Below are 25,345 nucleotides of genomic sequence, written 5' to 3' on the forward strand. Positions count from 1 at the left end.
CGGAGGCTCCCGCAGTCTCCGCCGGGTCTGACCTATCCGTGAGGAGCGCAACGATGGCTTTCAAACTGACCGACTACGAAGCCTATGACTTCGCCAACCGCCGCCATATCGGCCCCAGCCCGACCGAGATGCGCGACATGCTCAAGGTGATCGGCTTCAAGACGCTGGACGAACTCATTGACGCCACCGTACCGCCCGCGATCCGGCAGAAGGATCCGCTGGACTGGGGCCCGGCGATGACCGAACGCGATGCGCTGTTCCACATGAAAGAGGTGGCGAGCAAGAACAAGGTTCTGACCTCGCTGATCGGTCAGGGGTACTACGGCACCACCACGCCCGCACCGATTCTGCGCAACATTCTGGAAAACCCGGCCTGGTACACCGCCTATACGCCTTACCAGCCCGAGATCAGCCAGGGCCGGCTTGAGGCGCTGCTGAACTTCCAGACCATGGTCAGCGACCTGACCGGGCTGGACGTGGCGAACGCATCCTTGCTGGACGAAGCCACCGCCGCCGCCGAAGCCATGGCGATGGCCAAGCGCGGTGGCCGGTCCAAGGCCAACAACGCGGCCTTCTTCGTCGACCGCAACTGCCACCCGCAAACCATCGCGGTGATCAAAACCCGCGCCGAGCCTCTGGGCATCGACGTGCAGGTTGGCGATCCCGACCAACTGGAAGCAGGCGCTGTCTTCGGCGCGATCTTCCAATACCCCGGCACCCACGGCCATGTGCGCGACTTCACCGCCGAGATTGCGGCGCTGCATGAACACAAAGCCATCGCGATTGTCGCCGCCGATATCCTGTCGCTGGCGCTGCTGAAATCCCCCGGAGAGATGGGCGCGGATATCGCCATCGGCTCGACCCAACGCTTTGGCGTACCGATGGGCTATGGCGGGCCCCACGCCGCTTACATGGCGACCACCGACAAGCTGAAGCGCGCGATGCCCGGCCGGATCATCGGTGTCAGCATCGACAGCCGTGGCAACAAAGCCTACCGCCTCGCTCTGCAAACCCGCGAGCAGCATATCCGCCGCGAAAAGGCGAACTCGAATGTCTGCACCGCGCAGGCGCTGCTGGCCGTCATTGCCTCGATGTATGCCGTGTACCACGGCCCCGACGGCATCAAGGCCATCGCGCAATCGGTGCACCGCAAGACCTCGCGCATGGCCGCCGGGTTGGAAGAGGCGGGCTTTGCCGTGGAACCGGAAGTCTTCTTCGACACCATCACGGTTGAGGTCGGCCATCTGCAAACAACCGTCATGGAGGCCGCCGTGGCGCGCGGCGTCAACCTGCGCAAGGTGGGTGACACGAAAGTGGGCATCAGCCTGGATGAACAGACCCGCCCCGAGACCATCGAGGCCGTCTGGGGGGCCTTTGGCATCGACCGCAAGGATGACAGCTCGAACGTGGCCTACCGCCTGCCGGATTACGCGCTGCGCGAAAGCGCATATCTGACCCACGAGATCTTTCACAAGAACCGGGCCGAGGCCGAGATCACCCGCTATATGCGCCGTCTGGCCGATCGCGATCTGGCGCTGGACCGGGCGATGATCCCGCTGGGGTCCTGCACCATGAAGCTGAACGCTACGATCGAGATGATCCCGGTCACTTGGCCCGAATTCGGCAACCTGCACCCGTTCTGCCCCGAAGATCAGGCGCAGGGCTATCACGAGATGATTGCCGATCTGAACGACAAGCTGTGCCAGATCACCGGCTATGACGCGATCAGCCAGCAGCCCAACTCGGGCGCGCAGGGGGAATATGCGGGCCTGCTGACCATCCGAAACTATCACTTCGCCCGCGGCGAAGGGCACCGCAATGTCTGCCTGATCCCGACCTCGGCGCACGGGACCAACCCGGCCTCGGCGCAGATGGTGGGCTGGCAGGTTGTACCGGTGCAATCGGATGAGAACGGCAATATCGACCTGAACGACTTCCGCGCCAAGGCCGAAAAGCACTCCGACCATCTGGCCGGCTGCATGATCACCTACCCCTCGACCCATGGCGTGTTCGAGACCACCGTGCAAGAGGTCTGCCAGATCACTCATGATCACGGCGGTCAGGTCTATATCGACGGGGCCAACATGAACGCGATGGTCGGCCTGTCGCGTCCCGGTGACATTGGCGGCGATGTCAGCCACCTGAACCTGCACAAGACCTTCTGCATCCCCCATGGCGGCGGCGGCCCCGGCATGGGTCCAATCGGCGTCAAGGCGCATCTTGAGGAACACCTGCCCGGCCACCCGGAATACGGCACCGCCGTGGGTCCGGTCTCGGCAGCACCCTTTGGCTCTCCGTCGATCCTGCCGGTCAGCTGGGCCTATGTGCTGCTGATGGGTGGCGCGGGTCTGACGCAAGCGACCAAAGTGGCGATCCTGAACGCCAACTACATCGCCGCGCGTCTGGCCGATGTCTATCCGATCCTCTACACCTCCGAAACGGGCCGGGTGGCGCACGAATGCATCCTCGACACCCGCCCGCTGGACGCCGAGGCGCATGTGACCGTCGATGACGTCGCCAAGCGGCTGGTCGATTCAGGCTTCCATGCTCCGACGATGAGCTGGCCAGTAGCCGGTACCCTGATGGTCGAACCCACCGAGTCTGAACCTATGGCCGAGCTGGACCGTTTCTGTGACGCCATGCTCTCGATCCGGGCCGAAGCGCAGGACATCATCGACGGCAAGATCGATGCGGACAACAACCCGCTGAAAAACGCACCCCATACGGTGCGCGATCTGGTCGGCGACTGGGACCGTCCCTATACCCGCGAACAGGCCTGCTTCCCGCCGGGTTCCATGGGCGTCGACAAATACTGGTCCCCCGTCAACCGCGTCGACAACGCGTACGGAGACCGAAACCTCGTCTGCACATGTCCGCCCATGTCGGAATATGAAGAGGCTGCAGAGTAATCTAAAAACCCCGCCAAGCGCGGGGTTTTTTCTTAAGGTTCGAACCCTTCGGGCACGCCGAAGGGCGGCGTTTCTACGCTGGTGCCCGTTAGGGCGTTCATAAACGCAACAAGCGCGTCGATTTCCGCATCTGACAGTTCCATCGGCGCAATGTCGATCCTGCGCCTCTGACGCTCCATTTCCAACCGGTCGTCCCATACCACGAAATCCGCCTTTTGCAGCCATGGCACATTGGGCAGCGCCGCCATGTCGCGGGTCCAGCGCGACAGGCTGCGTTCTGGGTTCAGGTGATGGCGGATCATCGCGTTCAGATCGGGGAAGGCCCCGTTATGGCCATAAGGCGCGGTCAGAGCCACGTTGCGCAGCATCGGGGTGCGGAAGCGATAGGCGTCCTCTAACCGGTTGCTTTCGCCCATGCGGCCCACGTCGCGCACATAAGGGTCCCATTGGCGGGTGCGACCGGGGCCGAACGGGGGCAGGGCCAGAGCGTGGAACTGCTGATCCGACATCAGCGGGCCGGAGTGACACGCGGCGCAGTTGGCCTTGCCATAGAACAGGTTCATGCCGTCTTTCTGGGCCGGCGTCAGCGCCTTGGGATCGCCCGCAAGGTAGCGATCAAACGGGCTGTCGGTGCTGCGCCACTCGATCGCCATGAAGGCAGCCAGAGCGTTGGCGATCTGGGTGATTGTGATGTCCTCGGTCGCCTCAACCCCCTCGAAGGCGTCAACCATCGCGCGGCCGTAGCGCGGATCGGTGCGGACGCGCTTGGCGAGGATGGGCCAGCCCAGATCGATCCGGTCAGCCACGGCGCCGGTCACCTGATTTTCGCCGACATTTCCGGCCATCTCGAATTGCGATGTCAGAGGGAACAACGCCTGTGCCGCCAGCAGGGAATTCAGCCCCTCGGGCAGCCATTCCTGCGCCGGAGAGTTGAACCCGTTTCCGTAAACGTCCGAGACACTCAGGCGGCCATCGTGGAAAAGGGTATGAAGGTCGCGCGCGCCAAGGTTCCACAGACCTGGCGAATTCCGCGGGATGCGTTTGCGGATTTTATGGGCACCAACGCCGGGCGTGCGATCCGGCCCCAGACCCTGACCGCCCTCGCCGATGCCCAGCGACAACCCATCGGACGTGCCGAATTCCGGGTGGTGGCAGTGGGCGCAGGCGATGTTCTGATTGCCTGACAGGATAGGGTCATAAAACAGTTGATGACCGATGGCGGCCTGTTCCCTATCAAAGGGGATAAAGTCATCATCGGTCAGTGGTCGCGGCAACTCTTGCGACGCCGCTGCCCCGGCCAAGAGGAAGAAAACCCCATGCGCCAGCTTGTATTTGCCCTTTGCCTGATTGCGACCCCGGCGCTGGCCGAGTTGGAACAGGCCCGCGACCTGATGGAGGCCGGAGAATTTGAAGCCGCGCGCGAGGAACTGCTGCCAGCGGCACGGTCGGGCAATGCCGAGGCTGAGGAGTTGATCGGCGTGATGTACGGGTTGGGCCTCGGGGTCGAGCAGGACTATGAACGTGCGTTCGAATGGTACCTGCGCGCCTCGCTGAAGGGGCATCCCGGCGCGCAGTCGGGTGTGGGCTGGTATTATGAACTGGGGCTGGGCATGCCCGCGCCCGATTTGGTGCGCGCCTATATGTGGTACACGCTCAGCGCGATTGGCGGCGATCCCGACGCGGCGATCAGCCTTGAGGAAGTGGTCAAGAAAATGACGCCGGAGCAGATCGAAAGGGCGCATGTTCTGGTCAACGACTACAAAGGGTGGATGTACCCGTTTCGGTAAGGGCCGGACGCGACGCCCGGCCCTGTTCGCTTAGTTCAGGTCCGCATCGCGCGACGCGTTCACGTCGGCCTCTGCCGCCGCAACAGCCTCGGTCAGGGCGGTAAACACTTCGTCCCCGCGCGCCACGTTGGACTGGAACCAGTCATAGACCGGGGTTGCGGCCTCTTTGAACGCGGCTTTCTGATCGGGAGTCGGCACGTAGAGGTCACCGCCACCGGCAACGAAATCCTCATAGGCCTGGATCGACTTGCGCTTGGGCGAGGCAAAGGTGGCCTGCTGCAGCGCATAGAACCCGTCGACCACCACGCGGCGCAGATCCTCGGGCATCTCCTGGAACTTGGCGTTATTCATCCACCACAGCGCGCCCATATAGGCGTGACCATCCAGAGTGACATATTGCAGACCTGCATCGGGGAATTTCATACCCATGATGTCGGTGATGCCGTTCTTCGAGCCTTCAACAACTCCGGTCTGGAAGCTGGTGAACAGTTCCGGCCACGGGATCGGGGTCGGCGAGGCACCCAGCGCCTTGACCAGTTCCTGCGGCAGGTCGGCGACGACGGTGCGGATTTTCAAGCCTTCCATATCCGCAGGCTCGGCCACCCGGCGCTGCGTGTTGGCGAAGTTGCGCCAGCCGCCGGTGTTGCCGATGGTCATCAGACGGATCGCGCCACCGGAATCCTCCAGCGCCATGTCGCGCATCTTGCGGGTGAAATCACCGGACAGAACATGCTCGGCAATCCGGTCGTCCGCCATCAGGTAAGGCAAGTCCAGCACCTGCACATAAGGGAAGATGCCCGAGGCCCCGCCCGAGGTTGAGATATAGATGTCGATCGTGCCATCGGCTACGCCTTGAAGGCATTCCGCGCCGTTCGAACACAGCTGGGTGCCGATGAACAGTTCCACCTCGATGGCGCCGTTCGATGCGGCCTCAACATAGTTCTTGAAGACGACCAGTCCGTCATAGTCTTCGTCGTTTTCGTTCGAGTTGGCGGTGGCGCGCAACGTGTAGTCTGCGGCTGTGGCGGCCATGGCAGACGCGGCCACCAGCGATGTGGCCACCGCTGCGGTTTTGATGAAATCTCTGAGCATGCGTTTCCTCCCTGTGATACTCAGTTCAGTTTGCAAATCCCGTTATCCTCGGGATCGTCATGGATAGTGCGGGGATATAGGTGATCAGGAAGATCACCAGAATTTCGACCGCCAGAAACGGCAGGATCGCCTTGGCAATGGTTTCGACCTTCTCGCGCGACACGGCGGCCGCCACGAACAGGACCAGCCCCATGGGCGGGGTGGCCAGACCGACGGTCAGGTTGACGCTCATGATAATGGCGAAATGGATCGGGTCCACGCCGAGGCTGGTGAAGATGGGGCCAAGGATCGGGCCGAGGATGATGATCGCGGGGCCTGCATCCAGAAACATGCCGACGATGAACAGAAGCAGGTTGATCAGGAACAGCAGGATCAGCGGGTTTTCTGACAGGCTGAGGATCAGCGAGGCCAGTTGTTCCGGCGCGTGGCTGAGGCTGACCACGGTCTTGAACGCCATCGCCGCACCGACCAGCAGCAGAACCACGGCTGAGGTCAGGCCCGCATTGCTGAGGATCTCCGGCACCTCTTTCAGGGTCAGGGTGCGCAGGACGAAGAAGCCGATTATGAAAGCATAGCCCACGGCCACGGCGGCGGCCTCGGTGGGGGTGAAGATGCCGCCCAGGATACCGCCCAGAATGATCACCGGGGTCAGCAGGGGAAAGAAGGCTTTCAGGCTGGCCTGACCGCGCTCGCCCCAGGTGTATTTGCGGCTGGCGACGGGGAAGTCGTATTTGTCGGCCATAAACTTGATCATCAGCATCAGACCAACGCCCACCATCACGCCCGGCACGATGCCTGCAAGGAACAGGGCAGCAACGCTTTCGCCCATGACATAGGCGTAGATGATCATGATGCCCGAGGGCGGAATGATCGGCCCGATCACCGAACTGGCTGCTGTGATCGCTGCGGCGAATTTGCGGGTGTAGCCCTGTTTCTCCATCGCCGGGATCAGCATCGATCCTAGCGCCGAGGTATCGGCGACGGCTGAGCCGGACAGACCGGCGAACAGGATGGAACTCAGCACGTTCACATGCGCCAGACCGCCCCGGAAATGGCCCATCAGGGCCTGAGAGAATTCGACCAGACGGATGGTGATGCCGCCGCGGTTCATCAACTCTCCGGCCAGCATGAAAAAGGGGATCGCCATCAGCGGAAAGCTGTCCATGCCGTTATAGACATTGCGATAGAGCAGCGTGATGTCGTTGGTCTGGCCGTTCAGCCATAGCAGGATGCCGGGCGCGGCCAGCAGCGCGAAAAAGACCGGCAGGCCGATCATCAGGAAGACAAGGAAGGTGGGCAGGAACCAGATCAGCATCTATTCAGCCCCCACCGGTGCATCGGCAATTTCAGGCAGCAGATCGCCGCCGCCCATCAGGGTGACGATGGCGCGCAGGATCAGCTCGATATTCACCGAGATCAGCAGGATCACTCCGACCAGCAGGGACGCCATCATCCAACTGCGCGGGACGCGGTACCATTCGTCGAAACCGAAAGAGGTGGGGAGATACAGCGCAGCGGTGGCGAAGCGACCGCCAAAGCCCGTGACCTCGGACCAGCCGATATTGACTGCAACCAGCAGCACCGCCAGCGAGACGAACAGCAGGAACAGCATCAGCAATTGACCAACCACACGCGGCAGCATCATGGGCACCATGTCGATGGCGACGAACCCGCCACGCCGGAAGGCTGTGGGGGCCATCAGGCCGGTCATCCAGAGCATGCAGAACCGCGCGGCCTCATCCGGCCAGGGCAGGGCGTTACCCAGAACGTATCGGAAGAACACCTGAATCAGGATTGCGATCACCATCAATGCAATCGCAACGACTCCAACCGCGCGGCCAAAACGCAGCACGGTTTCGTTCACGAATGCAATCGGCGCAAGCGCCGATGCCAGTCCGCTCATGCGGATCCTCCCTTGTTCAGCCGCAGGTTTGGCCCGCGGTCGTCATATCGCGCTTAGTGTTGCGCGAATTGGCCGAGTTTTCCGGCGTAAAAGGTCAGCGCGTCTCCGTCCGCCATGCTGACCTTGAGCACTTTGCCCACCACGATCACGTGATCGCCTGCATCGTGATAGGCGTGCTGCTCGCATTCGAACCGTGCCAGACAATCCGGCAGCAGCGGGGTTCCGTTCTGGCAGTGGTCATGTGCAATGTCCCGCAGCGCAAACGCGTCTTTCGAGCAGCCAAAGCACAGTTCGGCCTGTTCCGACGATAACACGTGCACGCTGAAATGACGCGCCTTGTGGAAATAGGGGAAACGTCGCGAGTTGCGGTCGCCCGCCCACATGATCAGGGCCGGGTCCAGCGACAGGGATGAAAAGCTGTTGGCGGTGATGCAGACGGGGCCATCTTCGCTGTTGCAGGTGACGATGGTGACACCGGTGGCGAACCGCCCGAAAGCGTCGCGCAGGGTGCGGGTGTCGTCCTTATGAGGGACGAAAGTGTGGCTCATGTCCTTTGAGATTGCGTTCATCATGGTACCTCATGCCCCAGCGCCGCCTCGTACAGGCGGAACCAGCTTTCGCGATCCAGGTTGACCTTCAAAGCGTCCGAGATGCCCCTGATCCGGTCCAGATTGTTGGTGCCCAGGACCGGCAGGATCCCCGCCGGATGCGCCAACAGAAAGGCCACAGCGACAGCGGCGCGATCCACGCCGAACTCGGCCGCGATCTCATCCGCCACGACGCCGACCAGCGGGTTGCCCGCCATCAGCGCGCCGCCACCCAGCGGTGACCACGCCATAACCGAATGCCCGTGCTGCTGGTGAAAGGCCAGATCGCCATTGCTGAAAGGGGTGATCTCGGCCAGCGAAATCTCGATCTGGTTTGTCACCAGCGGGGTTTTCATCGCCGATTGCAGCAGGGTCCAGTCCCACGGGCGGAAGTTTGACACGCCGACCGCGCGGACCTTGCCGCTGGCCACGGCCTCGTCCAGCGCCGCGCCGGTTTCATGATGATCCATGAACGGATCGGGTCGGTGGATCAGCAGCAGGTCGATATGGTCGATGGCCATCTCGGTCAGGGATGTCTCGATCGAATGCAGAATATGCGCGCGCGAGGTGTCGTAATATTTGACCTTCACGTCCGAATAGCGGCCACAGGGCGCGACGATGTCACATTTGGTGACGATCTCCATCTTCGCGCGCAGACCGGGATTGGTGCGCAGGGCATTGCCCAGAACCGCCTCAGCCCCGTAATCGCCGTAGATATCGGCCTGATCGAACGTGGTGATGCCCTGATCCAGACAGGCCTGTATCTTGGCCTCGACATGGCCCGCCGAGGTGTCGCTGTCATCGCCCAGCCGCCACATGCCATAGACCAGACGGCTCATCTCCAGCGTGTCGTTCAGTTTCACGCGTTGCATCAGCGGCGCTCTCCGTTGCCCAGCGGGGTGGCCGGGGTCGTCTTTGGCACGCGCCCGTATTCTTCGGGCAGCGAGCAGGTTTTCAGATTGGGCAGGACGCGTGCGCCAAAGTGCTTGGCCTCGTCCATGTGCGGATAACCCGAGAAGATGAAGGCGCGGATGCCCATCTTCTGGTATTCCTCGATCTTGGACATGACCTGATCGGTCGATCCCACCAGAGCCGCTCCGCAGCCCGAACGCGCGCGGCCCACACCGGTCCAGAGACCCGGTTCGACATAGCCATATTCATCCGCCAGATCGCGGTTTTCGGCCTGATGCGCCACACCCAGCGAGGTCGCATCCAGCGCCCGCTCGCGGATCGCGCGGCCGTACTCGTCATCCAGTTTCGAGACGATGTAATCCGCGTATTCCTGCGCCTCAGCCTCGGTATCGCGCACGATCATGTGGACGCGCAGGCCATAATCCAGCGTGCGGTTGTAATTCTCGGCGACCGCGTGAACCGCTTTCATCCGTCCGGCCAACTGGTCCTTGGTTTCAGGCCACATCAGGTAGACATCGCAATGTTCGCCGCACAGTTCCAGCGCCGAGGGAGAATAGCCGCCGAAATAGAGCAGCGGCCCGCCGGTCTGATACGGCTTTGCCGGGTCAGCGGTCAGGCCCGAGAAGGTATAGACCTCGCCAAAATGATTGATCTCGTCCTGGGTCCAGGCCTGTTTCAGAATCTCCACCACCTCGCGCGAGCGCTGATAGCGGAACGCGCTGTCTGCTTTCTCGCCGGGGAAGTCGGACGAGATGATGTTGACCGTCAGCCGCCCCTTCAGCATGTGATCCAGCGTCGCGATGGTACGGGCCAGCATGATCGGCTGCATCTCGCCACAGCGCACGGCGGCCAGCAGGTTGATGCGATCGGTGATCGGCGCGCAGCCGGCAACAAAGCTGAGCGTGTCCTGCCCGACCTGATACGAGGATGGGCACAGGATGTTGCGGAACCCCTGCGCCTCGGCCTCTTTCACGATGCCGGAACAATGATCCCAGCTTGATCGCAGATCGCCATCCGGCACGCCCAGAAACTGATAATCGTCCGAGCACAGCGCCGCGAACCATGACACTTCGGCCGCATCCAGATCGGGGGATGTGATGGGGACGATGGTCATTTGATTCGTTCTCCGTGCATCTTTTGACTTTCCTCTTGCGTAGCAATCACTTTGATGTAGATCAATAGTGTATCAATTTTTCCTGCGACTCAGTGAAGCGCATTCCCGATGGCAACGACGCACCGCAACCCCAACGCCCTGCCGATCTATGTCCAGATCGCCGAGCTTCTGATCCGTGATATCGCCGCCGGTCGGCTGATCGACGGAGAGCGTTTGCCGCCGGAACGGGACATGGCGGCGAACCTGAATGTCTCGGTTGGGACCTTGCGAAAATCGCTGGCCGAGCTTGAGAAAAAGGGGATGTTGGAGCGGATTCAGGGCTCGGGGAACTACATTCGCGAAACCGGGACGCAGAACAGCGTCTACGCGATGTTCCGGCTGGAACTGCCCGAAGGCGGCGGCCTGCCGCGCGCCGATATCCTGTCGGTGGATCATCTGGAAAAGCCCGCCGACCTGCCGGAATTCGGCACTTCAACCAAGGGCTCGCGGGTGCGGCGGATGCGCTATCTGAATGACACAATCATCGCGGTCGAGGAAATCTGGCTGGATGCTTCCGCCGGAAAGATCGATCAGGCGCTGCTGTCGGATTCGCTCTACCGCTATTACCAGCAGCAGCTTGGCTTCTGGATCACACGGGCCGAGGACCGGGTGTCGGTCCGCGCTTTGCCCGGCTGGACGCCGCCCGGATTCACCAGACCCGCCGGGCAACCGGCCGGGTATATCGAGCGGTTCAGTTGGTCCGAAGGGCCAGCGCCGGTCGAGTTCTCCAAAACATGGTTCGATCCGGATCGGGCCACCTATGTCCAACGTTTGAAGTAAAAGGAAACGCGCATGACCCGGACCATCCATTACGGGCTGATCGGTTGCGGCATGATGGGGCAGGAGCATCTGCACAATATCGCCTTGCTCGAGGGCACGCGTGTCTCGACGATATTTGAGCCCGACCCGGGTATGGCGCAGATCGGGCAGTCCATCGCGCCAGGGGCGCGGATTGTCTCGTCGCTCACAGACCTGCTGGCCGTCGAGGATCTGGATTGTATCGTCATCGCCAGCCCCAACCACCTGCATGTGGATCAGATCGACCAGATCGCCCGCACGCGCCCATTGCCCTTGCTGGTGGAGAAGCCGTTGTTCACTGATCCTGCGGATGCGGCGCGGCTGGATGCCATTCAGCGCAACTACCCACATCCGATCTGGGTGGCGATGGAATATCGCTATATGCCGCCCATCGCGGCCCTGATTGATCAGGCGCAGGTGACCGGCGGGGTGAAGATGCTGTCGATCCGCGAACACCGCTTTCCGTTTCTGCAAAAAGTCGGCAACTGGAACCGGTTCAACCGTAACACTGGCGGGACCTTCGTCGAGAAGTGCTGCCATTTCTTCGACCTCATGCGCCTGATCCTGCAATCGGACCCGGTGCGTGTGACCGCCAGCGGCGGGCAGGCGGTCAATCATCTGGACGAGGCGTATGGCGGTCAGGTGCCCGACATTCTCGACCATGGTTATGTCATGGTCGATTTCGCCTCTGGCGCGCGGGCGATGCTGGAGCTGTGCATGTTCGCGGAAGGATCGCGCTATCAGGAGGAAATCTCGGCCATCGGTCCGAGCGCCAAAATCGAAGCGCTGGTGCCTGGCCCGACCCGCTTCTGGCCGGATCATCTGGGCGACGCGCCGGTGCCGCAACTGATCGTCAGTCCACGCGATCCCAAGGGGCCGGTGTCAAAGGATATCCCCGTCGATCCGCAACTGCTGGCGGCGGGGGATCACAACGGCTCGACCTATTATCAGCATCAGGGGTTTCTGGGGGTCTTGCGGGGCGAAAAACCCGCGCCCGAGGTCACATTGCACGACGGCATATGGGCCGTGCGCATGGGGCTGGCCGCACAAGAGGCGTTGGAGACCGGCGAAGCGGTTCGGTTCTCGGACTAGGTTACTCGGCGGCCTCTTTCTGATGCGCCGATGCCAGTAGCGCCGCCAGTTCCGGGCGGCACGATCCGCAATTGGTTCCGGCCTGCAGTGCCTCGCCGATGGCCTCGACGGTGATCAGACCGCCGGTTTCAACTGCTGTCAGGATGGTGTTCACACCCACATCGAAACAGGAACATAGGACCGGGCCGGGATCGGGCCGATCTGCGGGCGCGCGGCCGGACAGCAGGTCGGGGCCTTGCGGCAGCGTCGCCAGATAGTCGCGCATCACCGCCACCGGCTCGGGCGAGACGAACAGGGCGGCGACCATCCGTCCGTTTTCGTGAAAGGCCAGCCGGGCCATTCCGCGCGCCGGGTCCTCGACGGCGCTGATTTCAGCATCCGGCAGTCCAAACAGATCCCGCGCCACCGCCTGCCAGTCGCTGACGGCGACCAGCCCGGCCAACTCTGCCCGATAGCCAGATTTGGTCGGCACCTGAGCCCAGTAGTCGCATGCGGGCGTCATCTCGCGATCCGACACCGCGAACCCGTACCATTCGGCGTCGAAGCGCGCCACGTTGACCACCGAGGCCTTGCTTTCCGGTTGGCCCGAGATCGGGTCCGTCGCGGCGGCAACAACGGCATCGATGCGCGCAGAGGGGGCGGTTTCTGCGGTCCAGTGGATCGGGGCAAAGACCTGACCTTTGGTGACATCCCGCGTGATCCGCGCGCGCAGGATGGATGTGCCGTGCGGGCTGCAGACTTTGACCAGATCGGCGGGGCTGATTTTGGCGGCGCGTGCGTCCTCGGGGTGAATGTCCAGAAACGGCTCGGGCAGGTGGGCGGACAGGCGGGCAGAGAGCCCTGTGCGGGTCATCGTGTGCCACTGATCGCGCAGCCGCCCTGTGTTCAGCCAGAGCGGATAGCGCGGTCCGGGCTGCGCCGCAGGTGCGCGCCATGTGACCGGCAGAAGACGCGCCTTGCCATCCGGGTGATAGAATTGACCGTCTTCAAAGAAACGCTCGCCCTGCCGGGTTGCGGTAACGGGCCAGCGAGTGGGTTTCAGGTTTGCGTAACCGGCGGCATCCAGATCAGCGAGCCCCGAGATATCGAAATCCCGCCCGAACTTTGCGGCCACGCCGGACAGGGCGGCGTATTCGCGGAAAATCTCTCCGGGCGTTTGATAGTCGAACGTGGATGTCCAACCCATCCGCCGCCCGACCTCGGCCAGAATCTCCCAGTCTGGACGAGCCTGTCCAGGTGCGGGCAGAACCGCGCGCTGGCGGCTGATCGTGCGGTCGGAATTAGTGACGGTGCCGTCTTTCTCGGCCCACCCGGCGGCGGGCAGCAGCACATCGGCCAGCCGCGCCGTATCGGTGCGGGCGGTGATGTCCGAGACAACGGTGAACGGGCAGGCGGCGATGGCGTCGCGCACAGCGTCAGCCTCGGGCATCGAGACCGCCGGGTTGGTGTGGATCACCCACAGCGCCTTGATCCGCCCGTCTCCGACAGCGCGGAACATATCACCCGCTTTGAGGCCGGGGGCCTCGGGCATCGCGGGGGCTGACCAGAAATCGCGCACGGCGGCACGGTGGTCGGCGTTTTCGATCTCCAGATGACAGGCGAGCATATTGGCCAGCCCGCCAACCTCACGCCCGCCCATGGCGTTGGGCTGACCGGTCACGGACAGAGGTCCGCAGCCCGGTTTGCCGATCCGACCCGTGATCAGATGGCAGTTGAGGATTGCGTTGACCTTATCGCTGCCCGCAGTCGACTGGTTCACGCCTTGACTGAAGATGGTCACGACCTTCTCGGTGCCGGTCCATATTTCGCAGAACCGGGCGATATCGTCCGGGTTCAGTCCAGTGACCGAAACGTCGTCAGCCTGAGCACTGGCGAGGGTTTCGGCAAAGCCGTTGGTATGGGTCAGGAAATCCGTATCCACCAGCCCGCGCGCTTCAATCTGGGTTAGCAGGTGATTGAATAGCGCCACATCGCTGCCCGCCGCCAGCGGCAGGTGCAAATCGGCGCTGTCGCAGGATGCCGTGCGGCGCGGGTCGATTACCACGATTTTTGTTCCACGCGCCTGCCGGGCGGCCATCAGGCGTTGGTACAGAACCGGGTGACACCAGGCCAGGTTGGAGCCGACCAGCACGACCAGATCGGCCTGATCCAGATCCTCATAGGTGCCGGGGACGGTGTCGGAGCCAAAGGCGCGCTTGTGGCCTGCGACGGTCGAGGCCATGCAGAGCCGAGAGTTGGTGTCGATATTGGCCGAGCCGATGAAGCCTTTCATCAGCTTGTTGGCGACATAGTAATCCTCGGTCAGCAATTGGCCCGAGACATAGAAGGCAACGGAATCCGGCCCGTGCTCGGCGATGGTCTGCTTGAACCGGTCGGAAACCAGTTGCAGGGCCTCATCCCAACCAGTCTCAGCGCCCGACACAACCGGCGACAGCAGCCGTTGCGACACACCCACCGTTTCGGCCAAAGCCGAGCCTTTGGAACAGAGCCGTCCTTGATTGGCCGGGTGATCCGGGTCGCCGGTGACGGTCAGGCCACCCGCGCCATCCGGTTGCAGCAGAACACCGCAACCCACCCCGCAATAGGGACAGGTCGAGCGCGTAGCGCAGGCGCTCAGGTCCTTCACGCCGCGCTCCTTCGCGCCAGCGCGGTACTGTCCAGCAGGATGCGGTCTCCGTCCAACTGCACTGGATAGGTGGCGATCTGGCCCTCATCCGCGCCCTGCGCCTGACCTGAGTTCAGATCGAACACCCAATTGTGCAGCGGGCAGGTGACGGATTGGCCATGCACGATGCCTTCGGAAAGCGGCCCGCCCTTATGCGGGCAGGTGTCCGAGGCGGCAAAGACCTCATTTGCGCCAGTGCGGAAGAGGGCGATGCAGCCGACTGGCGTTTTCACCACCCGCGCGCCGCGCAGGGGGATGTCGTCGATATGTCCGATGTCGATCCAGCTCATTCTGCGGCCTCCAGTGTCAGATCGGCCAGCGGCGCAAAGCGCGGGGCCTCTTTGGCCTGCTCGGCCCATGGGTCTTTGCGGTAGATGGACTGGCTCAGCTCGAAACGCTCAACCAGCGCACGACGGTTGTCGAGGTCATCCACCACGGTTTCCCTGATCCAGTCGAGCCCGACCTTCGCCATCCATTTGTACAGACGATCCAGATACTTGCCGCCCTCGCGATAGGCCTGGGTGACGGCCATGACGACCTCGATCGCCTCGTCCTCGGTGGGCACCTGCACCAGCAGTTCGGTTTCCTTGACGTCCATGCCCGCCGCTCCGCCGATGCTGATCTGGAAGCCCGAGTCCACGCAGACCACACCGATATCCTTGCAGGTCGCCTCGGCGCAGTTGCGCGGGCAGCCTGAGACTGCCAGCTTCAGCTTGTGCGGGGTCCACGAGCCCCAAAGGATTTTCTCAAGCTTCACACCCAGCCCGGTGCTGTCCTGCGTGCCGAACCGGCAGTGATCGGTACCGACACAGGTTTTTACCGTGCGCAGACCCTTGGAATAGGCATGACCCGAGACCAGACCGGCCTTGTTCAGATCGGACCAAATGTAGGGCAGGTCCGCCCCCTTGACGCCCAGCAGGTCGATGCGCTGACCGCCGGTGACCTTGACGGTTGGCACATCGTATTTCTCGGCCGCATTGGCAATAGCGCGCAGCTCGGTCGGGTTGGTGATGCCACCCCACATGCGGGGCACCACGCTGAACGTACCGTCCTTTTGGATGTTGGCATGTTTGCGTTCGTTGACGAACCGGCTTTGTGGATCGTCCTGATATTCGACCGGCCAGTCGGCCAGCAAGTAGAAGTTCACCGCCGGGCGGCAGACATGGCAGCCGTTGCGGGTTTTCCAGCCCAGTTCCTGCCAGACGGCTTCCTGACTTTTCAGTTCCTGCGATTTGATCAGGCGGCGGACGTCTTCGTGAGTCAGGTCGCAGCAGCCGCAGATCGGTTGCGCGGTGGGCATCTGGAAATCGTCGCCCAGCGTGACCTGCAACAGTTGTTCGACCAGTCCGGTGCATGTCCCGCAAGAGGCGCTGGCCTTGGTGGTCGCCCTGATCGCACCCAGATCGGTCGCGCCATCTGAAATGGCTGCGGTGATGTCGGATTTGCACACGCCGTTGCAGCCGCAGATTTCCGCCTCAGGCGGCAATGCTGCAACGGCTGAGAGAGGGTCCGCAGAGCCGCCCCCCTGATAGGCCGGGCCGAAGATCAGCGTCTCGCGCATCTCCGACACATCCTCGCCATCACGGATCAGACCGAAGAACCAATTGCTGTCGGAGGTGTCGCCATACATGACCGCGCCGACCAGCTTGTCGCCCTCCAGCACCAGCCGTTTGTAGACGCCCCGGGCCGGGTCGCGGAACACGATGTCCTCGCGCGTCTCGCCCTCGGCAAAGTCCCCGGCGCTGAACAGGTCGCAGCCAGTGACCTTCAGCTTGGTCGACAAGGAGCGCTGTTTGAATGCCGCTTCTTCGCCCAGCAGGGTTTGTGCCAGCACCTTGGCCTGATCATAAAGCGGCGCGACAAGGCCGAAGACCTCTCCGTGATGTTCGACACATTCGCCGACGGCATAGATATCGGCGTCCGAGGTGATCATCTGATCGTCCACATGGATACCGCGCCCGACGGCAAGGCCCGTGTCCTGCGCCAGCGCGGTATTGGGGCGGATGCCCACCGCCATGACCAGCAGGTCGCAGGGCAGTTCGGTGCCGTCGTCCAGCAGCAGTGCGCGGGCCTTGCCATCCTTGCCCGCGATCTCGGTCGATTTGGCATTCAGCAGGACAGTGATGCCTTTTTCTTCCAGCGATTTCTTCAGCAGATAGCCTGCCGCCGGGTCCAGCTGACGCTCCATCAGGTGCCCCATGATATGCACCACGGTCACATCGGCCCCGCGCGCGGCCATACCTGCAGCGGCCTCGAGCCCCAGCAAGCCGCCGCCGATCACGACCACTTTGTTGCCTGCGCTCATGCCCATCATCTGTTCGGTGTCTTCCAGATCGCGATAGGCGATGACGCCGTCCAGATCATGGCCCGGCATCGGGATCATGAACGGGGTCGATCCGGTGCCGAAGATCAGCTTGTCATAAGGCACATGACCGTTTTCGCCCTCGACCACTTTCAACTCGCGATCGATCTTGACCACCTTCTCGCCAAACCGGCAGGTGACCCCGCGTTCCGCATACCAGGCGTCGTCATGGGTGATGATCTCGTCATAGGTTTGATCCCCGGCCAGAACCGGGCTCAGCATGATGCGGTTGTAATTCCCGCGTGGCTCGGCGTTGAACAGGGTGATGTCGAACGCATCGGGGGCGGCGTCGGTCAGGTGTTCCAGCACCCGGCCCGAGGCCATACCGGCTCCGATGACCACAAGTCTCTGTTTCATATCAGGTCACTCCGCAGCAATGGCTTTGGGGGAAGGGGTTTTGGGCTTGGGTTTTGCGCCATGCTCGTATTCCTCGAGAAAATCCAAAACCTCTTGCCGGTATTCGTAGTAATCGGGATGGGCCAGCAGGGCCTTGCGGGTGCGCGGGCGCGGCAGGTCGACATTGGTGATCTTGCCGATTGTGGCCTGCGGGCCGTTGGTCATCATCACCACGCGGTCGGCCAGCAAGATCGCCTCGTCCACATCGTGGGTGACGCAGATGGTGGTGACCTTGGTGCGGGACCAGACCTCCATCAGAACTTCCTGCAGCTCCCAACGCGTGAGGCTGTCGAGCATCCCGAAGGGTTCATCCAGCAGCAATAGTTTTGGAGACAGCGCAAAGGCGCGCGCGATGCCAACCCGTTGACGCATGCCGTTCGACATATCAGCGGCGGATTTGTCCATCGCGTCGGCCAGACCGACCCGTTCCAGATAGTACTCCACGACATCCTGCCGTTCGGCCTGACTGGCGCGCGGATACACGCGGTCGACGCCGACCGAGACATTCTCTTTCGCGGTCAGCCATGGGAACAGCGAGGGCGACTGGAACACCACAGCGCGCTCGGGGTCCGCGCCTTCCACATGGCGGCCATCCAGCTTGATCGCGCCTTTGGAGATTTCGTTCAGTCCAGCCGCCATGGTCAGCACCGTGGATTTGCCACAGCCCGAGTGGCCGATCAGCGAGATGAACTCGCCCCGGTTGAGTTTCAGGTTGAAATCCTCGACCACGGTCAGCGGGCCTTTGGGTGTTGGGTAGACCTTGTGCAGCTGGCTGAAATCCAGATAGCGCTCTTCGATCAGACCTGTCTGGGCCTGTTTCACCGCAGCCGGAACACCATGGATCGGTGTCACGTCGGGCAGGATGCGGGTGCCTTCGACCTTGGCCTCGATGCCGACATCCATCAGGTATTTTGTGACCTCACCGCGCAAGGCCTTGAACGTCTCGTCATGGTTCATGGTGGACCGGTCGCGGGGGCGGGGGATCGAGACTTTGAACTCGGTCCCCAGCGTGCCATCGGGGTTCAGCGGGATGATACGATCGGCCAGCAGGATCGCTTCGTCTACGTCATTGGTGATCAGGACACAGGTCTTGCGGTCGGCCTCCCAGATCTTTTCGATCTCTTCCGCCAGATTGCCACGGGTCAGCGCGTCCAGCGCCGACAGCGGCTCGTCCAGCAGCAGAACCTCGGGGTCCATCGCCAGCGCACGGGCCACGTTCACCCGTTGCCGCATTCCGCCCGACAATTCGGCAGGGCGGCGGGTGGCGGCGTGGCTCAGGCCGACCATGCGGATGTAATGGGCAACCTTTTCCTCTTTCTCGGCCTTCGGCATCTTAGGAAAGACCGCATCCACGGCGAGCTGCACATTGCCCGTCACCGTCAGCCACGGCATCAGCGAGTAGTTCTGGAAGATCACCCCCCGTTCCGGCGCGGGGCCGGTAATGGGGTTGTCGCGGAATGTGACACTGCCTTTGGAGGGAAACTCGATCCCCGCCATCAGGTTGATCAGCGTGGTCTTGCCGGTGCCGGAAAAGCCCAGCAGCACCACGAACTCACCTTCCTGAACCGAGAGGTTGATGTCTTTCAGTACATCCGTCGCGGCGGTGCCGGAGCCGAAGGATTTGCTGACATTTTTGAACTCGATCACAGCCATATCGGTCACCGGTTGTTCGAGAAGGTGAACAGCGACTGCAGCGCGTACATCACGCGATCCAGCAGGAAGCCGATGATGCCGATGGTGAAGACAGCCACCATGATCTTGGCCAGCGAACTGGACGAGCCGTTCTGAAATTCATCCCAGACGAACTTGCCCAGACCGGGGTTCTGCGCCAGCATCTCAGCCGCGATCAGAACCATCCAGCCGACACCCAGGCTCAGACGCAGGCCGGTGAAGATCAACGGCAGGGCCGAGGGCAGCACCAGCTTGGTGATCTTGGTATAGGTGTTCATCTTCAGAACTTTGGAGACGTTCACCAAGTCTTTGTGGATCGACGCCACACCCAGCGAGGTGTTGATCAGCGTTGGCCACAGGGAACACAGCGTCACAGTGATGGCCGAAATCAGGAAGGATTTCGCGAACCAGCCGTCATTGGTGACGTAAACGGCCGAGACGATCATGGTTACAATCGGCAGCCACGCCAGCGGCGAGACCGGTTTGAAAATCTGGATCAGCGGGTTCAGTGCCGCATTTGCGGTAGGCGACAGGCCCGCCATGATGCCCAGCGGAACGGCGACGATGGTGGCGATCAGAAAGCCGAAGAAGACCGTTTTGATCGAGGTCCAGATCTGGTTGTAGTAACTCGGCGCGCCGGTATAGGCGACCTCTTTGACCTTTTCAGATTGGCCCGCGTCGATGAACTTCTGGTTGCGCTTTTCGACCATCGCCTCGAACTTGGCTTTCTTGGCGGCCTTGGCCTGTGCGTCTTGATGCAGGCTGAGCGCTTCGGACCAGACCTGAGCCGGACCGGGGACAGCCCCCAGCGAGGTCTGCACCTTGGGCGCAAGCGTGCCCCACAGCAGCAGGAACGCGCAGATGGCCAGCAGCGGTACCGCCAGCAGACGCCAAATCTCGCCCATCTGGGCGCGGGGGTTATCGCCAGCAGCGGCCTTCAAAACCGGAGTGATCCAGGACAGGCCCAGAACCTGAAACCATTTGTCGGCGGTGTTGATCCGGGTGAACAGGCGGGCGCGGCGGGCCTCGCGTTCAGCATCCGTGGATAGCGTATCGTGGTCGATGGCTGTCATCTTGCGGTCTCCTGACCCGGCTTTGATCCGGGCGGGGTGAAATTCTGTGTCGGGTGGGAAACCCCGGCCGCTCAGGGCCGGGAGAAAGGGGTTTAGCCCTGAACTTCGGTGCCGATGACGACCTGCTCGCCTTTCAGGCCAATCGGTAGGCTTTGCAGATAGGCGTTGGGCTGGCGGGCGTCATAGGGAATGCCGTCGATGATATCTTCGGCGGGCGTCGGGGCCTTGTAGCCGTCGCTGTCCCAGGGGAAATCGGCCTTGTTCGCCAGACCTTCGTCCACCAGCATCTGTGCGGCGTCCAGATAGATGTCGGGGCGATAGACCGACTTGGCGACCTCATCATACCACGCATCGGTCTGCGGCTCGGCGATCTGGCCCCAGCGGCGCATCTGGGTCAGATACCAGATGGCGTCCGAATAGAACGGGTAGGTCGCGTTATAGCGGAAGAACACGTTGAAATCGGGTACCTCGCGCTTGTCGCCCTTTTCATATTCGAACGTGCCCGTCATCGAGTTCGCGATCACGTCGTAATCGGCCCCAACATATTCCGGCTGGCTCAGCATCTCGACCGCGGCGGGGCGGTTGGCATTGTCATTCTCGTCCAGCCAGATCGCGGCGCGGATCAGGGCCTTGGTGACGGCGCGGGCGGTGTTGGGGTATTCCTCGGCAAACTCGGCGGTGATGCCAAAGACCTTTTCGGGGTTGTTCTTCCACAGCTCATAGTCGGTGATCACCGGCACGCCGATGCCCTTGAACACGGCCTGCTGGTTCCACGGCTCGCCGACGCAATAGCCATAGATCGTGCCGGCTTCCAGCGTCGCAGGCATCTGCGGTGGAGGCGTCACGGACAGGAACACATCCGCGCCGATCTGGCCGGTCACGTTGTCGGGGCTGTAATAGCCCGGATGCAGGCCGCCAGCGGCCAGCCAGTAGCGCAGTTCGTAATTGTGGGTCGAGACCGGGAAGACCATGCCCATGTTAAACGGCTTGCCTTCGGATTTGTACTTCTCGACCACCGGGGCCAGTGCCTCGGCCGAAATCGGATGCTGCGGGCGGCCATCGTCCATCACCGGGATGTTCGGTTTCATCTCTGCCCAGACCTCGTTCGATACGGTGATGCCGTTGCCGTTCAGGTCCATCGAGAAGGGGGTGACGATATGCGCCTCGGTGCCGTATCCAATCGTGGCGGCCAGAGGCTGCCCTGCCAGCATATGTGCGCCGTCCAGTTGTCCGTCGATCACGCCGTCCAGCAGTACTTTCCAGTTGGCCTGCGCTTCCAGCGTCACGAACAGGCCTTCGTCCAGGAAATAGCCGTTCTCATAGGCCACGGCCAGCGGGGCCATGTCGGTCAGTTTGATAAAGCCAAAGGTCAGTTCGTCTTTTTCCAGTTCCAGCGGTTCGGCCAAAGCCGGGCTGATCAGGGCGGTGGTGGCGACAAGGCCTGCGAGGAATCGCGTCATCTGGGTTTGTCCCTTTCTTGGTCCCGGCCTATCCGGGTGTGAAAAACAAAAAAGCCGCTGCACGCTCTGACCGGGAGGAGGGATCAGAGTGTGAGCGGCTTTGCTCGGTCATTCCCAAACTTTGGGAGGAATTCGGAAGGCACACGCCATTGCGTGCCAATGGAGGTATCGTGAGAAAAGGTTCGGCGCGGATCAAGGAATTTTGCTGCGACGCGGCATAAATTGCTGCCTTCGCACGGTGCGCTCCGGCAGGATGCCTATTTCTTGGGCATCAAATCTCCTGCGGGTCAAAAATGCGCCCGTCCAGAAACGCGTCCCGTTGCAGTGAAAGCTGCCCGTTCTGCGAGGCGACAGGCGTAGTGCTGCGAATCGCGCCCTCCAGCTTTTCCGAGGCTCCGGGCAGGTCGGCTCCGATCCCGGCCATCTGAGTACGGTAGATATCGCTGCGGAACACACCGCCCGCCTGTGCCAGTGCCAGATGCGGGTCCAGACCGTAGCGGTGGGCAAGTCGATGCGCGATCCACTTGGCCTGACTGCGCCAAGGGAAGTTTGCGGCCCCGTCGTGGAATTCGACAAATCCCGGCACCTCGCGCTGTTCCGCATGGCCGCTGATGGTGAACCGCCCCGACAGCGCCCGGTCGATCAATTCCGAGGGCAGGTTCAGATACGCATCGCGCGCGAGGATTTCAGCGGCAGCCGTGTGGCTGTCCGGCTGACCCAACCAGCGCCCGGCGCGCCAGACGGCACGCATCAGCTTTCCCAGCAGGTGCGGTTCGGTCTCTGCCCAGTCGGTGCGAACGGCCAGCACCTTTTCCGGCGCAAAGGCCCAGATCGCCTGACCGGGTAACAACAATGCGCCCGCCTGCGATTCCACCGCGACCGAGCCCCAGGGCTCACCCACGCAGAACGCATCCACATCGCCCTCGGCCAAGGCCTGCGCCATCAAGGGCGGGGGAATGGTGCGGACTTCAACGCCGACTTTTGACAGGTCTGTGGCCTCAAGCCAGCAGTGCAGCAGTTCCACGTGCAATGAGAACGGGAAGGGCACGCCAAAGACCAAAGGTCCATCCGCGACCGAGGCCAAGGCTGCTGCGGCCTTGAACGGATCGTGGAAATCGAACGCGTAACCTGCGTCGCGCAGGCGGGTTTCCAAAGCACGGCTGATGCCGATGACATCGCCGTTTACCGACAGAACGGATACAGCAGATAAGGGCTGCGTGACCCCGCCCAACCCAAGCGCCATCGCCACCGGCACCGGGGACAGCAGATGCGCCGCATCCACCCGACCAAAGGCCAGCATGTCGCGCACGGATGACCATGAGGGTGCCGCGATCAGGTCCAGTTCGACCCCTTCGGCACGGGCCAGCCCCATCTCATGCGCGACAATCAAAGGCGCGGCATCGACCAGCGGCACATAGGCGACGGGCAAGGTGACCGCGTTCATGACAACAGCCCCGAGGCCGTCACCAGCGCCTCGGCCACATCGGCGACGCGGCGGCCCTGATCCATCGCGGCCTTGCGCAACAGGGCATAGGCCTCTTCCTCCTCGACCCCGCGCGCCTTCATCAGCAGGCCCTTGGCACGGTCGATCACTTTGCGTTCTTCCAAAGCGCGCTTGGTTTCAGCCAGCTCGCGGCGCATCTGCCGGACGATCTGGAACCGGGCGATCGCTGCATCCAACACCGGTTTCAAGCGGTCCGGCTGCATCCCGTCGACCACGTAAGCGGACAGCCCCGCCTCAATCGCGGTCGAGGCCAGATCGCCCGCCGCGCCCGAGACGAACATGGCCACCGGGCGCTCTAGCGGGCCCGAGGCCAGCGTCAGTTCCTCAAGCATGTCGCGGGTTGGATTGTCGATGTCGATCAACACCACATCCGGCACCAGCGCCGCAATCTTGCGGGCCAGGCTCGAGGCATTGCCGATCACATGCACATTATAAGACCCGGACGCTTTCAGCGCATCCACGATGGCAATCGCGCGATCCCGCTCTTCTTCGACAACGACAATGGTCAGGGTGTCAGGCATGGCCTCTTTTCACCGGGGCACCGCGAGGATCGCAAGGGTTGCAGGGTTATTCCGCTGCGGCCCCGCTTGGCGGTGCTCAAAAAACAGTCAGATGCCCGCAGGATCGTCTTAATCGCCCGTAAATTTGTCGCCTATCGGAAACTTGTGACTGCGGGCGGGGCCACGGGCGATGTCGTTTTCCGACTTTCAAGCGTCTTTTCTGCTTGCTGCGTCGCGGCGGGGTTCTTAGGTGTGGCGGTGGGACACCCCTCCCCAACGAGGGGCGTGTATCTGGAAGGGTAATACACATGACTACCGAACAACCGGTCACGCGGCCGGCGAATCCGCGTTTTTCCTCGGGCCCCTGCGCCAAACCCCCCAAATTTGATCTGACCAAACTGGCCGACGCCGCGCTGGGTCGGTCTCACCGCGCGGCTGTTGGCAAGGACAAGCTGAAAGCAGCCATTGAAGGCACGCGTGAGGTGCTGGGCATTCCGGCAGACTACAAGATTGGCATCGTTCCCGCCTCGGACACCGGCGCGGTTGAGATGGCGCTGTGGTCGCTGCTGGGTGAGCGCAAGGTCGAGATGTTGGCGTGGGAGAGCTTTGGCGCGGGTTGGGTGACCGACGTAGTCAAGCAGTTGAAGATCGACGCCGAGGTGAAGACAGCTGAATATGGGCAGATTGTCGATCTGGCCTCGGTCGATTTCGCCAATGATGTGGTGTTTACGTGGAACGGCACGACCTCGGGTGTGCGGGTTCCGAATGGCGACTGGATCGCGGATGACCGTCAGGGTCTGACGATTTGCGACGCGACAAGCGCCGCTTTTGCGATGGACCTGCCATGGGACAAGCTGGATGCGACCACCTTTAGCTGGCAGAAAGTGCTGGGTGGAGAAGCTGCCCACGGGATGCTGATCCTTTCGCCCCGTGCCGTTGAGCGATTGGAAAGCTACACGCCCGCATGGCCGCTGCCTAAGATTTTCCGGCTGACCAAAGGCGGCAAGCTGATCGAAGGCATCTTTACTGGGGCCACGATTAACACGCCGTCGATGCTGGCGGTCGAGGATTACCTGTTCGCGCTGGACTGGGCCCGCTCGGTGGGCGGGCTGCAAGGTCTGATCGCCCGCGCGGATGCCAATGCAGGTGCGGTGCATGCGTTCTGCGACCAGAATGACTGGATCGCCAATCTGGCCGAGGATGCAGCGACGCAGTCGAACACCTCGGTGTGTCTGAAATTCACCGATCCGCGTATTCAGGACGGTGCAACATTCGCCAAAGCTGTCGCCAAGCGGCTTGAGACCGAGAATATCGCGCTGGACATCGGTGCCTATCGCGACGCGCCTGCGGGCTTGCGCATCTGGTGCGGTGGCACGGTCGAGACCTCGGACATTCAGGCGATGCTGCCTTGGCTGGCATGGGCCTTTGAGGCTGAGATCGCGGCGCAAACGGCAGCCGCCTGACCTTTCAACGGGCCGCAT

At 62.2% G+C, this 25,345-nt stretch carries 20 protein-coding genes; 5 read left to right on the top strand and 15 right to left on the bottom strand.

What is annotated here, in order from left to right; genetic code table 11:
• Window positions 1-53: 53 nt before the first annotated feature.
• The gene (gene gcvP / locus ACR0NJ_RS03530; RefSeq protein WP_480815748.1) at window positions 54-2,909 is read left to right on the top strand and encodes an aminomethyl-transferring glycine dehydrogenase; all 2,856 of its coding nucleotides are present in this window, start codon (window positions 54-56) and stop codon (window positions 2,907-2,909) included.
• Between the two features lie 32 nt (window positions 2,910-2,941).
• Here the strand turns inward: gcvP and ACR0NJ_RS03535 are convergent, their stop codons facing one another.
• Window positions 2,942-4,183: a cytochrome-c peroxidase gene (locus ACR0NJ_RS03535; protein ID WP_480815749.1), complete on the bottom strand. Its 1,242-nt coding sequence runs from the start codon at window positions 4,181-4,183 to the stop codon at window positions 2,942-2,944.
• Window positions 4,184-4,225: 42 nt separating this feature from the next.
• On the opposite strand from ACR0NJ_RS03535, the gene ACR0NJ_RS03540 reads away from it, so the two are divergent.
• Complete coding sequence (locus tag ACR0NJ_RS03540) at window positions 4,226-4,696, top strand: tetratricopeptide repeat protein (protein ID WP_480815750.1); 471 nt, start codon at window positions 4,226-4,228, stop codon at window positions 4,694-4,696.
• A gap of 30 nt (window positions 4,697-4,726) precedes the next feature.
• On the opposite strand, the gene ACR0NJ_RS03545 is transcribed toward ACR0NJ_RS03540, so the two are convergent.
• The 6 genes from ACR0NJ_RS03545 to ACR0NJ_RS03570 are packed head-to-tail and all read right to left on the bottom strand — an operon-like array spanning window position 4,727 to window position 10,304.
• The gene (locus ACR0NJ_RS03545; RefSeq protein ID WP_480815751.1) at window positions 4,727-5,788 is read right to left on the bottom strand and encodes a TRAP transporter substrate-binding protein; all 1,062 of its coding nucleotides are present in this window, start codon (window positions 5,786-5,788) and stop codon (window positions 4,727-4,729) included.
• Window positions 5,789-5,813: 25 nt separating this feature from the next.
• Window positions 5,814-7,103 (bottom strand): TRAP transporter large permease, encoded by a 1,290-nt coding sequence (locus ACR0NJ_RS03550; protein WP_480815752.1) that lies wholly within the window; start codon window positions 7,101-7,103, stop codon window positions 5,814-5,816.
• Entirely contained in the window at window positions 7,104-7,691 is a 588-nt protein-coding gene (locus ACR0NJ_RS03555; protein WP_480815753.1) for a TRAP transporter small permease, read from the bottom strand.
• 53 nt (window positions 7,692-7,744) lie between these two features.
• Window positions 7,745-8,260 (bottom strand): flavin reductase family protein, encoded by a 516-nt coding sequence (locus ACR0NJ_RS03560; RefSeq protein ID WP_480815754.1) that lies wholly within the window; start codon window positions 8,258-8,260, stop codon window positions 7,745-7,747.
• Window positions 8,260-9,150 (bottom strand): aldo/keto reductase, encoded by an 891-nt coding sequence (locus tag ACR0NJ_RS03565; RefSeq protein WP_480815755.1) that lies wholly within the window; start codon window positions 9,148-9,150, stop codon window positions 8,260-8,262. Before ACR0NJ_RS03565 ends, ACR0NJ_RS03560 begins: the two co-directional genes overlap by 1 nt.
• Window positions 9,150-10,304: an LLM class flavin-dependent oxidoreductase gene (locus ACR0NJ_RS03570; protein WP_480815756.1), complete on the bottom strand. Its 1,155-nt coding sequence runs from the start codon at window positions 10,302-10,304 to the stop codon at window positions 9,150-9,152. The genes ACR0NJ_RS03565 and ACR0NJ_RS03570 overlap by 1 nt, the downstream gene beginning before the upstream one ends.
• A gap of 108 nt (window positions 10,305-10,412) precedes the next feature.
• On the opposite strand from ACR0NJ_RS03570, the gene ACR0NJ_RS03575 reads away from it, so the two are divergent.
• Complete coding sequence (locus ACR0NJ_RS03575) at window positions 10,413-11,123, top strand: GntR family transcriptional regulator (protein ID WP_480815757.1); 711 nt, start codon at window positions 10,413-10,415, stop codon at window positions 11,121-11,123.
• A 12-nt stretch (window positions 11,124-11,135) separates the two neighbouring features.
• Window positions 11,136-12,233 carry a Gfo/Idh/MocA family protein gene (locus ACR0NJ_RS03580; RefSeq protein ID WP_480815758.1) on the top strand — a complete coding sequence of 366 codons (1,098 nt, stop codon included), beginning with the start codon at window positions 11,136-11,138 and terminating at the stop codon, window positions 12,231-12,233.
• A gap of 1 nt (window position 12,234) precedes the next feature.
• Here the strand turns inward: ACR0NJ_RS03580 and ACR0NJ_RS03585 are convergent, their stop codons facing one another.
• The 8 genes from ACR0NJ_RS03585 to ACR0NJ_RS03620 all read right to left on the bottom strand — a co-directional run bounded on the left by ACR0NJ_RS03585 (window position 12,235) and on the right by ACR0NJ_RS03620 (window position 23,885).
• Window positions 12,235-14,859, bottom strand: coding sequence for a molybdopterin-dependent oxidoreductase (locus ACR0NJ_RS03585; RefSeq protein WP_480815759.1), 2,625 nt, complete (start codon window positions 14,857-14,859; stop codon window positions 12,235-12,237).
• On the bottom strand, window positions 14,856-15,188 hold the full coding sequence (gene nirD, locus ACR0NJ_RS03590; protein ID WP_480815760.1) for a nitrite reductase small subunit NirD: 333 nt from the start codon (window positions 15,186-15,188) through the stop codon (window positions 14,856-14,858). The genes ACR0NJ_RS03585 and nirD overlap by 4 nt, the downstream gene beginning before the upstream one ends.
• Window positions 15,185-17,617: a nitrite reductase large subunit NirB gene (nirB, locus tag ACR0NJ_RS03595; protein ID WP_480815761.1), complete on the bottom strand. Its 2,433-nt coding sequence runs from the start codon at window positions 17,615-17,617 to the stop codon at window positions 15,185-15,187. Before nirB ends, nirD begins: the two co-directional genes overlap by 4 nt.
• Before the next feature lie 6 nt (window positions 17,618-17,623).
• Entirely contained in the window at window positions 17,624-19,309 is a 1,686-nt protein-coding gene (locus tag ACR0NJ_RS03600; protein WP_480815762.1) for an ABC transporter ATP-binding protein, read from the bottom strand.
• A 5-nt stretch (window positions 19,310-19,314) separates the two neighbouring features.
• Complete coding sequence (locus ACR0NJ_RS03605; RefSeq protein WP_480815763.1) at window positions 19,315-20,400, bottom strand: ABC transporter permease; 1,086 nt, start codon at window positions 20,398-20,400, stop codon at window positions 19,315-19,317.
• A 92-nt stretch (window positions 20,401-20,492) separates the two neighbouring features.
• A complete protein-coding gene (locus ACR0NJ_RS03610) occupies window positions 20,493-21,860 on the bottom strand; it encodes a CmpA/NrtA family ABC transporter substrate-binding protein (RefSeq protein WP_480815764.1) in 1,368 nt (455 codons plus the stop codon).
• Window positions 21,861-22,131: 271 nt separating this feature from the next.
• Window positions 22,132-23,304, bottom strand: a complete 1,173-nt coding sequence (locus ACR0NJ_RS03615; RefSeq protein WP_480815765.1) for a CmpA/NrtA family ABC transporter substrate-binding protein — start codon at window positions 23,302-23,304, stop codon at window positions 22,132-22,134.
• Window positions 23,301-23,885 (bottom strand): ANTAR domain-containing response regulator, encoded by a 585-nt coding sequence (locus tag ACR0NJ_RS03620; protein WP_480815766.1) that lies wholly within the window; start codon window positions 23,883-23,885, stop codon window positions 23,301-23,303. The genes ACR0NJ_RS03615 and ACR0NJ_RS03620 overlap by 4 nt, the downstream gene beginning before the upstream one ends.
• Window positions 23,886-24,172: 287 nt before the next feature.
• Between ACR0NJ_RS03620 and ACR0NJ_RS03625 the strand changes: the two genes are divergently transcribed.
• Window positions 24,173-25,327 (top strand): phosphoserine transaminase, encoded by a 1,155-nt coding sequence (locus ACR0NJ_RS03625; protein ID WP_480815767.1) that lies wholly within the window; start codon window positions 24,173-24,175, stop codon window positions 25,325-25,327.
• Window positions 25,328-25,345: the final 18 nt, after the last annotated feature.

It is taken from the genome of Ruegeria sp. F11 (genome assembly GCF_056533855.1).

Bases quoted from the DNA above. Each gene is read 5' to 3' on its own strand.
- gcvP (WP_480815748.1), top strand. From the start codon at position 54: ATGGCTTTCAAACTGACCGACTACGAAGCCTATGACTTCGCCAACCGC.
- ACR0NJ_RS03540 (WP_480815750.1), top strand. From the start codon at position 4,226: ATGCGCCAGCTTGTATTTGCCCTTTGCCTGATTGCGACCCCGGCGCTG.
- ACR0NJ_RS03545 (WP_480815751.1), bottom strand. From the start codon at position 5,788: ATGCTCAGAGATTTCATCAAAACCGCAGCGGTGGCCACATCGCTGGTG.
- ACR0NJ_RS03550 (WP_480815752.1), bottom strand. From the start codon at position 7,103: ATGCTGATCTGGTTCCTGCCCACCTTCCTTGTCTTCCTGATGATCGGC.
- ACR0NJ_RS03555 (WP_480815753.1), bottom strand. From the start codon at position 7,691: ATGAGCGGACTGGCATCGGCGCTTGCGCCGATTGCATTCGTGAACGAA.
- ACR0NJ_RS03560 (WP_480815754.1), bottom strand. From the start codon at position 8,260: ATGAACGCAATCTCAAAGGACATGAGCCACACTTTCGTCCCTCATAAG.
- ACR0NJ_RS03565 (WP_480815755.1), bottom strand. From the start codon at position 9,150: ATGCAACGCGTGAAACTGAACGACACGCTGGAGATGAGCCGTCTGGTC.
- ACR0NJ_RS03570 (WP_480815756.1), bottom strand. From the start codon at position 10,304: ATGACCATCGTCCCCATCACATCCCCCGATCTGGATGCGGCCGAAGTG.
- ACR0NJ_RS03575 (WP_480815757.1), top strand. From the start codon at position 10,413: ATGGCAACGACGCACCGCAACCCCAACGCCCTGCCGATCTATGTCCAG.
- ACR0NJ_RS03580 (WP_480815758.1), top strand. From the start codon at position 11,136: ATGACCCGGACCATCCATTACGGGCTGATCGGTTGCGGCATGATGGGG.
- nirD (WP_480815760.1), bottom strand. From the start codon at position 15,188: ATGAGCTGGATCGACATCGGACATATCGACGACATCCCCCTGCGCGGC.
- nirB (WP_480815761.1), bottom strand. From the start codon at position 17,617: ATGAAACAGAGACTTGTGGTCATCGGAGCCGGTATGGCCTCGGGCCGG.
- ACR0NJ_RS03600 (WP_480815762.1), bottom strand. From the start codon at position 19,309: ATGGCTGTGATCGAGTTCAAAAATGTCAGCAAATCCTTCGGCTCCGGC.
- ACR0NJ_RS03605 (WP_480815763.1), bottom strand. From the start codon at position 20,400: ATGACAGCCATCGACCACGATACGCTATCCACGGATGCTGAACGCGAG.
- ACR0NJ_RS03610 (WP_480815764.1), bottom strand. From the start codon at position 21,860: ATGACGCGATTCCTCGCAGGCCTTGTCGCCACCACCGCCCTGATCAGC.
- ACR0NJ_RS03615 (WP_480815765.1), bottom strand. From the start codon at position 23,304: ATGAACGCGGTCACCTTGCCCGTCGCCTATGTGCCGCTGGTCGATGCC.
- ACR0NJ_RS03620 (WP_480815766.1), bottom strand. From the start codon at position 23,885: ATGCCTGACACCCTGACCATTGTCGTTGTCGAAGAAGAGCGGGATCGC.
- ACR0NJ_RS03625 (WP_480815767.1), top strand. From the start codon at position 24,173: ATGACTACCGAACAACCGGTCACGCGGCCGGCGAATCCGCGTTTTTCC.